A 13,008-nucleotide genomic window follows, 5' to 3' on the forward strand; every position below is an offset into this window, starting at 1 on the left:
AATCTAGCACAAGTGTGCAAAGTCACAAGCACGAATCCGGACGGCATGAAAAGTTCGATTTTTTTTCTGCCCGACAAGATAGAATGCGCAAGCATTCGATAAATGAACAACAGCATGGCCTCTAAGAAACCCGCATCCGACTATAGCGAATCATCCATCCGCGTCCTGAAAGGACTCGAACCTGTGAAACAACGTCCGGGCATGTATACCCGGACCGAGAATCCGCTCCACATCATCCAGGAAGTGATCGACAACGCCTCGGACGAGGCATTGGGCGGCCACTGCAAGAACATCGGGGTGACGCTCAACGCCGACGGCTCGATCACGGTCGAGGACGACGGCCGCGGCATTCCCGTGGGTCTGCACCCGGAAGAAGGCGTGTCCACGGTCGAGATCGTGTTTACGCGCCTGCATGCCGGCGGCAAGTTCGACAAGGGTTCGGGCGGCGCCTATGCCTTCTCGGGCGGCCTGCACGGCGTCGGCGTGTCGGTGACCAACGCGCTGTCCAAGCGCCTGGAAATTACCGTCTGGCGCAAGGACGAGCAAGGCAACGGCGTCCACCAGCTGGCCTTCGAGGCCGGCGACGTGGTCGAGCCGCTGACTTCCAGCCCCGCTGAGCGCGGCGGCAAGAAGAACGGCACCCGCGTCACCGCCTGGCCGGACGGCAAGTACTTCGACTCCCCGAACATCCCGATGTCCGATCTGCAGCGGCTGCTGCGCTCGAAGGCCGTGCTGCTGCCGGGCGTGACCGTCACCCTGACGATCGAGAAGACCGGCGACGTCCAGACCTGGCGCTACGACGAAGGCCTGCGCGGCTACCTGCTCGAAGCCTTGAACCAGACCTCGGGCGGCGGCCAGACCGTGATCCCGCTGTTCGAAGGCGCCCAGTACGCTGCCGCCGGCGACGAAGGCTTCGCCGAGGGCGAAGGCGCGGCCTGGGTGGTGGCCTGGACCGAGGAAGGCGGCGTGGTGCGCGAATCCTACGTCAACCTGATCCCGACGGTCAGCGGCGGCACCCACGAATCCGGCCTGCGCGACGGCCTGTTCGGCGCGGTCAAGAGCTTCGTCGAGATGCACTCGCTGCTGCCGAAAGGCGTCAAGCTGCTGCCGGAAGACGTGTTCGCACGGGTTTCCTTCGTGCTGTCGGCCAAGGTGCTCGACCCGCAGTTCCAGGGCCAGACCAAGGAGCGCCTGAACTCGCGCGATGCGGTCAAGCTGGTGTCGACCTTTACCCGGCCGCCGCTCGACCTGTGGCTGAACCAGCACGTCGAATACGGCAAGAAGCTGGCCGAACTCGTCATCAAGCAGGCCCAGTCGCGCCTGCGTTCGCTGCAGAAGGTCGAGAAGAAGAAATCCTCGGGCGTGGCCGTGTTGCCGGGCAAGCTGACCGATTGCGAGTCGAGCGACATCACCCGCAACGAACTGTTCCTGGTCGAGGGCGACTCGGCGGGCGGTTCGGCCAAGATGGGCCGCGACAAGGAATTCCAGGCCATCCTGCCGCTGCGCGGCAAGGTGCTGAACTCCTGGGAAACCGACCGCGACCGCTTGTTCGCGAACAACGAGATCCACGACATCGCGGTGGCGATCGGCGTCGATCCGCACGGCGCGGACGACAATCCCGACCTGTCCAGCCTGCGCTACGGCAAGATCTGCATCCTGTCGGATGCGGACGTCGACGGCTCGCACATCCAGGTCCTGCTGTTGACCCTGTTCTTCAAGCATTTCCCCGCCCTGTTCAGGAACGGGAATATTTGCGTGGCCCGTCCGCCGCTGTACCGCGTGGACGTGCCGGCGCGCGGCAAGAAGCCGATCCAGAAGCTGTACGCGCTGGACGACGGCGAACTGCTGGCGATCGAGGACAAGCTCAAGAAGGAAGGCCTGCGCGAAGGGACCTGGAGCATTTCCCGCTTCAAGGGCCTGGGCGAGATGAACGCCGAGCAGCTGTGGGAAACGACCATGAACCCGGATACCCGGCGTTTGCTGCCGGTGTCCTTCGGCGAGTACAACCTGGCGGAATCGGCATCGCGCTTCAATATGCTGATGGGCAAGGGTGAAGCGGCCGCGCGCAGGGCGTGGATCGAGGAACACGGGAACGAAACCGAGGCGGATATTTGATCAGGTAGTGGTCATTCAGGCGAACTTGGGTCCCCGCCTGCGCGGGGATGACGTATCTGGAGCTAACACGATAAGCACACGTCATTCCCGCGAAGGCGGGAACCCAAGTTCTCGCACCGCACCCACTAGCCCCGCCAGAAACGAACAAACACCATGACGCAACAAGCAAGCCTCTTCGAACAACAACACGAGCCTTCGGACCTCGAGACGCTCACCCTGTCCACCTTTGCCGAACGCGCCTACCTGGATTACGCGGTCTCGGTCGTGAAAGGCCGCGCGCTGCCGGACGTGTCCGACGGCCAGAAGCCGGTGCAGCGCCGCATCCTGTACGCGATGAACGAACTGGGCCTGGGCCCGACCGCCAAGCCGCGCAAGTCGGCGGCCGTGGTCGGCGACGTGCTCGGTAAGCTCCACCCGCACGGCGACCAGTCGGTCTACGACGCGCTGGTGCGCATGGCCCAGGACTTCTCGCTGCGCTATCCGCTGATCGACGGCCAGGGCAACTTCGGCTCGCGCGACGGCGACGGCGCCGCGGCGATGCGTTACACCGAAGCCCGCCTGACCCCGATCTCGCGCCTGCTGCTGGACGAGATCGACATGGGCACCGTGGACTTCCAGCCCAACTACGACGGCTCGACCAACGAACCGCGTACCCTGCCGGCGCGCCTGCCGATGGTGCTGCTCAACGGCGCATCCGGCATCGCGGTCGGCCTGGCCACCGAGATCCCCTCGCACAACCTGCGCGAAGTGGCCCAGGCGGCGGTGGCGATGATCCGCAATCCGAAGATCACCCACGCCGAACTGATGACCCTTGTGCGCGGTCCGGACTTCCCGGGCGGCGGCCAGATCATCACCCCGGCCTCGCAGATCGCCGACATGTATTCCACCGGCCGCGGCTCGATGAAGGTGCGTGCGCGCTGGAAGATCGAGGAGCTGGCGCGCGGCCAGTGGCAGGCCGTCGTGTACGAACTGCCGCCGGGCGCGTCCGCCCAGCGCGTGCTGGAAGAGATCGAGGAACTCACCAACCCGAAGGTCAAGCTGGGCAAGAAGGCCCTGCTGCCCGAGCAGCTGGCCCTCAAGCAGACCATCCTGGGCGCGCTCGATACCGTGCGTGACGAATCGGGCCGCGAGGCGCCGGTGCGCCTGGTGTTCGAGCCGAAGTCGAAGAACCAGGACCAGGCCGAGTTCATGCTGATGCTGCTCGCGCACACCTCGCTCGAGAACTCCAGCCCGATGAACCTGGTGATGATCGGCGGCGACGGCCGTCCGCGCCAGAAGGGCCTGTCGGCCATCCTGCAGGAGTGGATCGACTACCGCTTCGTCACCGTGCGCCGCCGCACCGAATTCAGGCTGGGCAAGGTCAACGACCGCATCCACATCCTGGAAGGCCGCGAGACCATCCTGCTGAACATCGACAAGGTGATCGCGATCATCCGCAACTCGGACGAGCCGAAGGCCGCGCTGATCGAGGAATTCCGTCTGAGCGACCGCCAGGCCGAGGACATCCTCGAGATCCGCCTGCGCCAGCTGGCGCGCCTGGAAGCGATCAAGATCCAGCAGGAGCTGGCCGAGCTGCGCTCGGAGAAGGAAAAGCTGCAGGACATCCTGGACAACCCGTCCACGATGAAGCGCGTGATCATCAAGGAAATCGAGCAGGACGCCAAGCAGTTCGGCGACGAGCGCCGCACCCTGATCGAGGAAGCGCAGAAGGCCGTGGCCGAGCAGAAGGTCATCGACGAACCGGTGACCGTGATCGTGTCGGAAAAAGGCTGGGTGCGCGCGCGCACCGGCATCGGCCACGACCCGGCGCAGTTCACCTTCAAGGCCGGCGACTCGCTGTACAAGGCCTTCGAGTGCCGCACGGTGGACCACCTGCTGGGCATCGGCGACAACGGCAAGCTGTACTCGGTGCCGGTAGCCGCCCTGCCGGGGGCGCGCGGCGACGGCGTACCGATCACGACCCTGGTCGATTTGTCTGGTGGTGTACGCATCCTGCACTACTTCGCCGGCAATCCGGACACGCGCCTGCTGCTGGCCACGTCGAACGGCTTCGGCTTCATCGCCAAGGCGGGCGACATGGTCAGCCGCCTGAAAGGCGGCAAGTCCTTCATCACCCTCGACGACGGCGCCGTGCCGCTGCCGCCGCGCGTGGTGAGCGACAGCGCGGGCGCGATCGCCTGCCTGTCCGAGAAGGGCCGCGTGCTGGTGTTCGGCATCGACGAAATGAAGGTGCTGACCAATGGCGGCCGCGGCGTGATCCTGATCGAGCTCGATCCGAAGGAAACCCTGCTGGCGGTGCAGCCGATCAGCCAGAAGGGCCTGAACGTGATGGGCACCTGGGCCGGCTCGAAGGAGCGCGTGGTGGAGCTGTTCGCATCTGGCCTGGAGCCGCACTTCGGCAAGCGGGCGCGCAAGGGCAAGCCGCTGTCGGCGAGGCTCAAGGCGCTGGATTTGGGGATGCGGGAGACCGAGGCGGGCAAGGCTGCTGCTTGAATGGGAACGCCGGCTTAGCCGGCGTTTTTTTATTGTGTTCGCTGCGGTGCGAACTTGGCCGGAACAATGCCAGTGGCATTGTTCCGCCCAAGTTTTCTCGCGTACCGTTAGCGCAAAAAAAAACGCCGGCATCAACCGGCGTTTTCCATTACACGCGATGTTTAGTGCTTCGCCGCAGCCTTATGCACATCCGCAGCCGCTTCCGCACGCACCTGCTCGGTCTTGGCCGCAGCCGTCGCCTTGTCCGCCGCCGCATCCACCTGGGCCTTGAGCAGCTTCTCGTCCGCCTTGATCATCTTCTTCTCGGCCTTCAGGTTGGCATCGGCCACCTTCTCCTCGGCCTTGGCCACCGCCTTGGCGCGGTCTTCCGGATCGGCCTTGGCCACTTTCTCGGCGGCTTCCGAATGCTGTTCCATCAGCTTCGAATGCGCCTTGGCCTTCTTCTCGGTGGCGTCGGCCACGGCCTTGTTCACCTTCTCGTCGACCTTGGCGGCCTTCTTCATTTCCTTGGCTTCCGCCTTGGCGACTTCCTTCTCGGCCTTGGCTTCCGCCTTCACGACGTCGGCGCTCGCGGTGGCGTTCACGGTGGTCTGGGCATAAGCACCGGTAGCGAACAGGCCGGCGATGAGGGTAGCGATCAGTTTGTTCATGGTATTTCCTTTCCGGTGGGGTCCCGCAAAATGTTCTTTGCGAAATAATTTTTGTTAGACAACACCTCCAGAATAGGCACTCATCCACAACCGGTCTGTTAGGCAACCAACTTAGACCCGGCCAAGTTGTAAGCAAAAATTACCGGCCGGAAGCGCCCGCGTACAGGTCGATGATCTCGCTGATGCCGTCCCGGCACACCGGGCAGAAGCGCTCGCTGCGGTCGAACATGAGGCACTGCATGGCTGGCCGGTAGTAGCCGCTGGCCTCGTAGTTCGCCCCTTCGAACGCGCCGACGGCGTGGCGGTGCGGCTGCTTGTCGAACAAGGCGTTGGTGCGCGCCAGGTCGTCGCGGAACAGCGCATCCATTTCGGACTCGGGGCGATTGGCCGCACGCAGCGCCGCACGCTTCTTCTGGTAGGCGCGCGAGTCCTCCTCGTACTGCGCCTTGGGCCAGGGCGTGGGCAGGGGCGTGCCGGGCTTCATGTGGCGCCGCCATTTCAGGTTCGCCGGATCGCCCAGCGCGGTCACGTTCGGCTCCCAGGGTTCGGGGCGTCCGGTGGCGCTCTGGTAGGCCACCGGGGAGGTGTAGTACTCGTCCGCGAGGCCGGCGAAGTGGTGGCCGAATTCGTGCACGAACAGGTAGTTGGCCCAGGCATTGCCGGCCGCCGCGGTGCTGAACTGGCCGAAGATGCCGCCGCCGCCGTAGGTCTCGTTGTTCACCAGGATCTCGATGAACTCATAGGACGCGTGCTGGGCGATCTCGCGCAGTGCGCGGTTGTCCAGGGTGAGCACGTAGCGCTCGCTGCCGAAGATGTCGTAGCGGGTGCCCAGCGCGGACGGATGGTGCACGCCGGTGGACGGGCGCGTGACGCCGGACTTCTCGGTCGGCACGGCCAGCGCCCACACATTGAAATCCTTCGCCCGCTCGCGGAAAGGCGAGACCGAGAACAAATGCTTGGCCAGGCGGCGCGCGTCGGACTCGAACTTCTTCATCTCGGCCCGGGTGTAGCCGTCGCCCAGGATCAGCAGGTCGACCTTGTCGGGCGACGGGCCGCTGACCTGGATCGGGATCGGCCGGGCCGGCGCGGCGGGCTGCCGCTTGACCACGTCCTGGGCGTCGGTATCGACTTCCACGCTCCACACCGCCACGAACTGGTTGCGCTCGTCGCGCTTGAGGATGCGCACGCGCACCGGCTGCGCCGGCTTGGGGAAACGCACCGATTCCTGGAAGCTGCGGCTGATCTTGCCCGCTTCCTCGGTCGTGCGCCACTCGCCGAAGATGGTGGAGAAGCCGCGCGAGTACAGCAAGGCGCCGGTCTTGGCGTCGACCACCTCGACCCGGTTCTGGCCGCGGTTCGTGTCGTCCAGATTGCGCGCCAGTTTGCCCGGCCACGGCAGGGGCTCGACCACGACACGCTCGAGGGCGTAATGATCCGACTGCGCATTGCCGCTGTGGATGTAGTCGACCCGGATGGTGGCCGGCTGGGCGGCGTGGGCGGTCGCCGCGACGAGCAGCAGCATGGCGGCGAACAGCCGGAACGGAAGGTGGCGCATCGCGTTTCCTCGGTAATGTGATCGCGCCATTGTAAGCCTGCGAACCGGCGCCTGCCGGGCTCAGCACATCGGCTGGCGGATGATGGTCTTCCACCGGGACGGATCGCCCCGGCGGATGTCGCTCAGGTAGATCTCGTGGTGCTTGCCGGCCAGCGCGCCGCGCGCCGCGATGAAATCGTGCACGCGCCCGATGGTCGGCCCCTCCTCGCTGAACGGTCCGACGTGCAGGGTCTGGGCGCACCGTCCTTCGCCAAAGCTTTCCAGCCTGAGCGCCTCGATCGCCGGCAGCCCCTTGGCGCGCCTTACCTCCTCGATCGCCGCGTGGATCAGCGCCTCGTCGACGAAATCGGGCTGCATGATCATCATGGTCCACTTCCACTGCGTCCTGTCCTCGCCGCTGAAGACGGACAAGTCGTCCGCCCACCACAGGCCCTCGAGCGGCATCACCCCGTAATCGATGGCCAGCGGGCCGCGCTTGACGCTGAATTTGGTCTTGTAGGACACCGAGAACAGGGCCTCGACCGCCTCGACATACCACGGCGAGGTGTTCGGATCGCCCTGGCCGTCGATCATCAGGAAACGCATGGGCGGCACCTCGATCTCGACAATTTCCTTGGCCGAGGGCCGGTACATGTGCTTCAGTTCGGCCTTGAGATCACGTTTGGACATGGACACTCCAGGTGGCGCCGGCGCAGGCCGGCCGCGGCAATTCATGGAGCTGCCATCTTGCCACATCACACCCGCGCCGGGGCTGGCCTGTGGCGGAAATTCGAGAAGATGCCGGCTAGGCGCTGACGCCGATCAGTGTGCCGCGCCGCAGGCGCAGGCGGGTGTACGGCGTGCGGATACCGGCCGACATACCCCAGGCGGCGGCCCAGCGCAACGCGCGGTCGGTGTCCGGGCCGAACGGCCTGGCGGCCGAAGCCCGCTTGAGTGCGACCGACATGCGCTGCATGGCATACAGCTTCCTTGGTGAAAAACCCTTCGTCATGGCCTCACCATAACGGCCATGCCTTGCCTGCACCGTGCACTAGCTAACCGATACGCGCAGCCAAAAACGTCGTTCCTGACAGAACTATCAGGCAACAGGCATCCGCGATTGACGCCCTCCGGTTTCGCCACCAGAATCGGCGGGGTCATCATTCGCAGAGGATTGTCCGTGTCCCGTCCCCGCCTTCGTTTCGCGCTGCTGTCCCTGCTTCCCTCCCTCTCCTTCGCCGCCCCGGCCTGCCCATCCGGCCAGAGCGTCGACGAGAGCGGCTTCATGAAGATCGGCGGCATCGAGCAATGGGTCACGATCCAGGGCGACAACTGCGCCAACCCGGTGCTGATGGTCGTCCATGGCGGCCCGGCGAATACCTACACGGTGTTCGGCGGCGGTCCCTACGCCTCCTGGCGCAAGGACTATACGGTCGTGCACTGGGACCAGCGCGGCGCCGGCATGACCTACGGCCGCAACCGTCCGTCCGAAGACACGCCGCTGACGGTGGAGCAGATCCGCGACGACGGACTGGAACTCGCGCGCCACCTGCGCCAGCGCTTCGGCAAGGACAAGCTGATCCTGATGGGCAGTTCCTGGGGCTCGATCGTCGGCGCCTACATGGCCAGGCAGGATCCCGGACAGTTCTGCGCCTGGGTCGGCGTGGCCCAGGTGGTGGGCGAACGCGAGAACAGGAGCAACTGGGGCACGCTGCTGGAACGCGCCCGCAAGGCGGACGACAAGGCGACGGTGGCGCAGCTGGAAGCGCTCGGGCCGCCGCCCTGGACCAATCCGCGCAACTTCGGCATCCTGCGCCGCGCCATCCGCAAGTACGAGCTGCAGGCAACGGAACCGACGGTGGCGGCATGGTGGAAGGTGCTGCCCGCCTATGCCACGCCGCAGGCCCAGGCCGACTACGACGCGGGCGAGGATTATTCCTTCCTGAAGTTCGTCGGCTGGAAGGGCGACGGCATGATGTCGAAGGTCGACCTGTACCGGCTCGGCACGCGCTTCGAACTGCCGGTCTACCTGGTGCAGGGGGCGGAGGATCTGCTGACGGAACCGAAGGTCACGCGCCGCTACTTCGCGGCGATCTCGGCGCCGGACAAGGCCTATGTCGAGGTGCCGCGCGCCGGACACGATCCGAACGGGCCGCTGATCGACGCGCAGGCGCGCGTGCTGGCGGAGCGGGTGCGGCCAAGGTGCATGTGACGACCGTGACGCTGCCGTACAGTGGGCGGGGTTATTTGTACTGGTACAGCGGCCGCTGCACCACGATCGGCCGGATATCGAGCCGCACGTTGTAGACGGAATAGGCTTCGCTGAGCGCGGACAGGTAGCCCACGCTGTCCGCCGTGCGCGAGAGCCTGAACTCGAAGCCCAGGTCCGGCTGCACGCCATTGGGGCTGTCGAGCGACAGGCCGATGGCTTCGGGCTGGTCGCTGTCGATCAGCTTGGCCATCAGGTCGACCACGGTGCTGTTGCCCAGGATGTCGGCCGAGAACAGCGGTTCGCGGTAATAGGGATGGCCGGGATCGACGCGGCCGTCGGCCTTGTCCCTGCTTGGGGTGAAGGCGCCCGTGACCAGGTTGAAGCGGTCGCCGTTGTCCAGGTAGCTCAGGCGCGCATTGCTGACGTTGAACAGCCCGTCCTTGAACTGGGCCTGGCTCAGGTCGACCAGCAGCGCCCCGCGGTAGCCGACCACTTCCACTTCGCGCGTGGGGGCCACCACCATGGCGGTGTTCTCGTCGATCCCGAGCCCGATCTTGTAGCCCTTCTTGAGCATGGCCGGCAGCATGCGCGCGAAGCGTCCGCGCACCAGCAGGTGCTGGTCGACGAAGACGTCCTCGCCGATGAAGCCCAGACCCGGTGCGATCTCGGTGTCGTCGGCCAGGCCGAGCTTGAGCGTGGCCAGTACCGGCTTGGGATAGCCGAACATGGTGCTGCTCATGATGGCGGCGCCGGCGCTGGAGCCGGCGATCACGCCCCCGCGCCGGTACATGTCCCACAGGGCGTCGAGGATGCGGGTGTTGCTGCCGTCCGGACGGCGCAGCGCGCGTGTGATGCGGCCCTGGTCGCCACCCGCGAAGTAGGCGCCGCCGGCGGCGCGCACGGCGCCGGCCAGCGCCGGGTCTTCGGCCGCCGCCGCGTAGTCGGTGCCGCTCAGGCGCACCGCGACCGGCACGAAGAAGGCCTTGGCGCCGTAATGGCTGAAGCGGTCCACCAGGAATTTGCCGGCCCGTTCGGGATTGGCCGAGGCCGAGGCGAACACGGCGATGCGCGCGCCCTTGCCGCCCGCCAGCTGGACGATGCGCTCCCAGACCGCCGCATTGTCCGCACGCAGCGCCCCGCCGATGATGACGAGCGAACCTTTGGGTTGCACTTCAGCAGCCGGTCGTTCGGCAGCGGGGCGTTCTGCGGCAAAGCACCAGTTACTCGCCAACAATGCCAGGGCGAGCAAGGCACGGACAACGAACTGAACCATACGGCTTCCCTCTGGTTAGCACCAGCGTAAGCCTGATTCCAGTTCCCTGTCGCCGTGTTGAGTCTGCTCAGGACAAATAGATGTTGGGAAAGTATCGCTCCATCAGGGTCTCCGGACGTTGCGGCGGCGTGAAGCCGAAGCGCTCGTACAGGCTATGCGCATCGGTCGTGGCGAGCATGAAGCGGCGCAGCTTTTGCAGGCTGGGATGGCGCAGCACCACCCCGATCAGCTGCTTGCCGTAGCCATGCCCGCGGTATTCGGGCACGACGAACACGTCCACCAGGTTGGCGAACGTGGCGTAGTCGGTGATCACGCGTGCGAAGGCGATCTGGCGGCCATCCAGGTAGCCGCCGAAGCACAGCGAGTTTTCGATCGAGCGCTCGACCACCGGACGCGAAATCCCGACCGCCCAGGTGCTCTGCTCGCTCAGGAAGCGGTAGATCATCGGGATGTCGAGCTTGCTCTGGTCGGTGCTGACCTGGAAGCTGGAATCGTTGGTAATCATGGAACCCATGGCTTAGGCAAAAAAGTCATTCTAGCGCCGTTTGCTACTTGCATAAGTCCGATTGAGACGTCCCGGCAGCCGGGCCCGTCAGCGGCTTTGCAAGTAGCGTTCCGGCAAGGGAAGTTTCGGGTCTTCGGCACGCCAGACCAGGCTCAGCACATACCAGCGCTTGCCGTCGTTGACCAGCTGGATGCTGTTGATCCCGCGCATGAAAGGCTTCGCATCGCCCGGCGCGTGGCGCGCCTCGTAGGTGCTGAACACGTGGGCGACCTGGCCGAAGCTGTCGGTGGTGCGCGCCAGTTCGGTCTCGTAGAAACCCATGGTCGCGAAGTTCTTGGTATTGCGTGCGATGTAGTCGTCGGGCCTCATCGCGCGCATGCCGATGCTGCCGTCCGGGCGCTGGCCGACGGCCATCATGCGGCCTTCGGGCGCGAACAGGGAACGCATGCGGTCCCAGTCGCGCGGCGCGCCGGCGGCGCCGGAAATCACCTCGTACAGGGACTTGACGATGGCATCGATCGAGGCGACGTCGGCCGGGCGCGCGGCCGGCATGGCAGCCGGGGCGGTCGCAGCGGGCGCCGCCGCTGCCGGGGCGACTGGTGCGACGGGCGCAACCGGCGCCGTTTGCGCCATCCCCGCCCCCGGCGCCAGCGCTGCCGCCAACACCCCTGCCAACACCCCCGCCATCCCTGCCCGGCCCAATCGATGCATATGTCCCCCTGTTATTTATTTTGATGAAACTTGTGGCGTCATCATCACCCATTTCGGGTCGCTTGTCACCGTCCGGGGGGCGCCGGGAGGCTTCGGGCCGGCCGGTTTATAATCCTTGGATACCTAACAGGAATTCCACCATGACCGCACAATTCTCCAAAAAAGCCGAAGCCTGGTCGGCCCGCTTCAGCGAACCGGTGTCCGATCTCGTCAAGCGCTACACCGCCTCGGTGTTCTTCGACAAGCGCCTCGCCCCCTTCGACATCGAGGGCTCGCTGGCCCATGCCGAGATGCTGGCCTTTCAAGGCATCATCAGCGCGCAGGACCGCGCAGAGATCGAACGCGGCATGGCCCAGATCCGTTCCGAGATCGAGGCGGGCAGCTTCGAGTGGCTGCTGGACCTGGAAGACGTACACCTGAACATCGAAAAGCGCCTGACCGAACTGGTGGGCGACGCCGGCAAGCGTTTGCATACCGGACGCTCGCGCAACGACCAGGTGGCGACCGACATCCGCCTGTACGTGCGCGCCGCCATCGACGACATCCTGGGCCTGCTCGCCAGCCTGCGCCGCGCGCTGCTCGAGCTGGCCGAGCGCCATGCCGACACCATCATGCCGGGCTTCACCCACCTGCAAGTGGCGCAGCCGATCACCTTCGGCCACCACATGCTGGCCTATGTCGAGATGTTCGGCCGCGACGCCGAGCGCCTGCAGGACGCGCGCCGCCGCGTGAACCGCCTGCCGCTGGGCGCCGCCGCCCTGGCCGGCACCACCTTCCCGATCGACCGCCTGCGCGTGGCCAGGACGCTGGGCTTCGAGGACGTCTGCCATAACTCGCTCGACGCCGTGTCAGACCGCGACTTCGCGATCGAGTTCACCGCCGCGGCCTCGCTGATCATGATGCATGTCTCGCGCTTTTCGGAAGAACTGGTTATGTGGATGAGCCCGCGCATCGGCTTCATCGACATCGCCGACCGCTTCTGCACCGGCTCCTCGATCATGCCGCAAAAGAAAAACCCGGACGTGCCGGAACTGGCGCGCGGCAAGACCGGCCGCGTGTATGGCCACCTGAACGGCCTGCTGACCCTGATGAAAGGCCAGCCGCTGGCCTACAACAAGGACAACCAGGAAGACAAGGAACCGCTGTTCGACACCATCGACACCGTGACCGACACCCTTCGCATCTTCGCCGACATGGCGGGCGGCATCACGGTCAAGCCCGAGAACATGCGCGCCGCGGCGCTGCAGGGCTACGCCACCGCGACCGACCTGGCCGACTACCTGGTCAAGAAAGGCCTGCCCTTCCGCGATGCGCACGAAGCCGTGGCGCATGCTGTGCGCGCCTGCGACGACTTGAAGTGCGACCTGTCCGACATGCCGCTGGAGAAGCTGCGCGAGTTCTCGGCGCTGATCGAGCAGGACGTGTTCGCGGTGCTGACCCTGGAAGGCTCGGTGGCGGCGCGCGATCACGTGGGCGGGACCGCGCCGAACCAGGTGCGTGCGGCGATTGCGCGCG

General features: G+C 65.7%; 11 protein-coding genes. 4 read left to right on the forward strand and 7 right to left on the reverse strand.

The features are described 5' to 3' along the window. Positions 1 to 114: 114 nt before the first annotated feature. Both V7778_RS06555 and parC read left to right on the forward strand, forming a co-directional pair. Entirely contained in the window at positions 115 to 2,115 is a 2,001-nt protein-coding gene (locus tag V7778_RS06555) for a DNA topoisomerase IV subunit B (RefSeq protein WP_335552965.1), read from the forward strand. 153 nt (positions 2,116 to 2,268) lie between these two features. Beyond that, positions 2,269 to 4,608, forward strand: a complete 2,340-nt coding sequence (gene parC / locus V7778_RS06560; protein WP_335552966.1) for a DNA topoisomerase IV subunit A — start codon at positions 2,269 to 2,271, stop codon at positions 4,606 to 4,608. A 161-nt stretch (positions 4,609 to 4,769) separates the two neighbouring features. Here the strand turns inward: parC and V7778_RS06565 are convergent, their stop codons facing one another. The 4 genes from V7778_RS06565 to V7778_RS06580 form a co-directional block, all read right to left on the reverse strand. Continuing rightward, positions 4,770 to 5,258, reverse strand: a complete 489-nt coding sequence (locus V7778_RS06565) for a hypothetical protein (RefSeq protein ID WP_335552968.1) — start codon at positions 5,256 to 5,258, stop codon at positions 4,770 to 4,772. Between the two features lie 139 nt (positions 5,259 to 5,397). Then, on the reverse strand, positions 5,398 to 6,813 hold the full coding sequence (locus tag V7778_RS06570; protein WP_335552970.1) for an IgA Peptidase M64: 1,416 nt from the start codon (positions 6,811 to 6,813) through the stop codon (positions 5,398 to 5,400). A gap of 60 nt (positions 6,814 to 6,873) precedes the next feature. Further along, positions 6,874 to 7,482 carry a GyrI-like domain-containing protein gene (locus V7778_RS06575; RefSeq protein WP_335552972.1) on the reverse strand — a complete coding sequence of 203 codons (609 nt, stop codon included), beginning with the start codon at positions 7,480 to 7,482 and terminating at the stop codon, positions 6,874 to 6,876. Positions 7,483 to 7,597: 115 nt separating this feature from the next. Next, entirely contained in the window at positions 7,598 to 7,804 is a 207-nt protein-coding gene (locus tag V7778_RS06580; protein ID WP_335552974.1) for a hypothetical protein, read from the reverse strand. A gap of 168 nt (positions 7,805 to 7,972) precedes the next feature. Between V7778_RS06580 and V7778_RS06585 the strand changes: the two genes are divergently transcribed. Continuing rightward, positions 7,973 to 9,004 (forward strand): alpha/beta fold hydrolase, encoded by a 1,032-nt coding sequence (locus V7778_RS06585; RefSeq protein WP_335552976.1) that lies wholly within the window; start codon positions 7,973 to 7,975, stop codon positions 9,002 to 9,004. Positions 9,005 to 9,035: 31 nt separating this feature from the next. Here V7778_RS06585 and V7778_RS06590 read toward each other — a convergent pair whose 3' ends face one another. The 3 genes from V7778_RS06590 to V7778_RS06600 form a co-directional block, all read right to left on the reverse strand. Continuing rightward, a complete protein-coding gene (locus V7778_RS06590; protein ID WP_442920703.1) occupies positions 9,036 to 10,277 on the reverse strand; it encodes a cyanophycinase in 1,242 nt (413 codons plus the stop codon). A gap of 67 nt (positions 10,278 to 10,344) precedes the next feature. Further along, positions 10,345 to 10,782, reverse strand: coding sequence for a GNAT family N-acetyltransferase (locus V7778_RS06595; protein WP_335553003.1), 438 nt, complete (start codon positions 10,780 to 10,782; stop codon positions 10,345 to 10,347). A gap of 87 nt (positions 10,783 to 10,869) precedes the next feature. After that, positions 10,870 to 11,457, reverse strand: a complete 588-nt coding sequence (locus V7778_RS06600) for a hypothetical protein (RefSeq protein ID WP_335552981.1) — start codon at positions 11,455 to 11,457, stop codon at positions 10,870 to 10,872. 176 nt (positions 11,458 to 11,633) lie between these two features. Here V7778_RS06600 and argH point away from each other — a divergent pair. Then, on the forward strand, positions 11,634 to 13,008 hold a 1,375-nt coding region (gene argH, locus V7778_RS06605; RefSeq protein WP_335552983.1), incomplete at its 3' end, for an argininosuccinate lyase.

The organism is Massilia sp. DD77 (genome assembly GCF_036961685.1).
GTDB lineage: Bacteria > Pseudomonadota > Gammaproteobacteria > Burkholderiales > Burkholderiaceae_D > Telluria.

Excerpts from the sequence above, each read along its gene's own strand:
- V7778_RS06555 (WP_335552965.1), top strand. The coding sequence starts at position 115 with ATGGCCTCTAAGAAACCCGCATCCGACTATAGCGAATCATCCATCCGC.
- parC (WP_335552966.1), top strand. The coding sequence starts at position 2,269 with ATGACGCAACAAGCAAGCCTCTTCGAACAACAACACGAGCCTTCGGAC.
- V7778_RS06565 (WP_335552968.1), bottom strand. The coding sequence starts at position 5,258 with ATGAACAAACTGATCGCTACCCTCATCGCCGGCCTGTTCGCTACCGGT.
- V7778_RS06570 (WP_335552970.1), bottom strand. The coding sequence starts at position 6,813 with ATGCGCCACCTTCCGTTCCGGCTGTTCGCCGCCATGCTGCTGCTCGTC.
- V7778_RS06575 (WP_335552972.1), bottom strand. The coding sequence starts at position 7,482 with ATGTCCAAACGTGATCTCAAGGCCGAACTGAAGCACATGTACCGGCCC.
- V7778_RS06580 (WP_335552974.1), bottom strand. The coding sequence starts at position 7,804 with ATGACGAAGGGTTTTTCACCAAGGAAGCTGTATGCCATGCAGCGCATG.
- V7778_RS06590 (WP_442920703.1), bottom strand. The coding sequence starts at position 10,277 with ATGGTTCAGTTCGTTGTCCGTGCCTTGCTCGCCCTGGCATTGTTGGCG.
- V7778_RS06595 (WP_335553003.1), bottom strand. The coding sequence starts at position 10,782 with ATGATTACCAACGATTCCAGCTTCCAGGTCAGCACCGACCAGAGCAAG.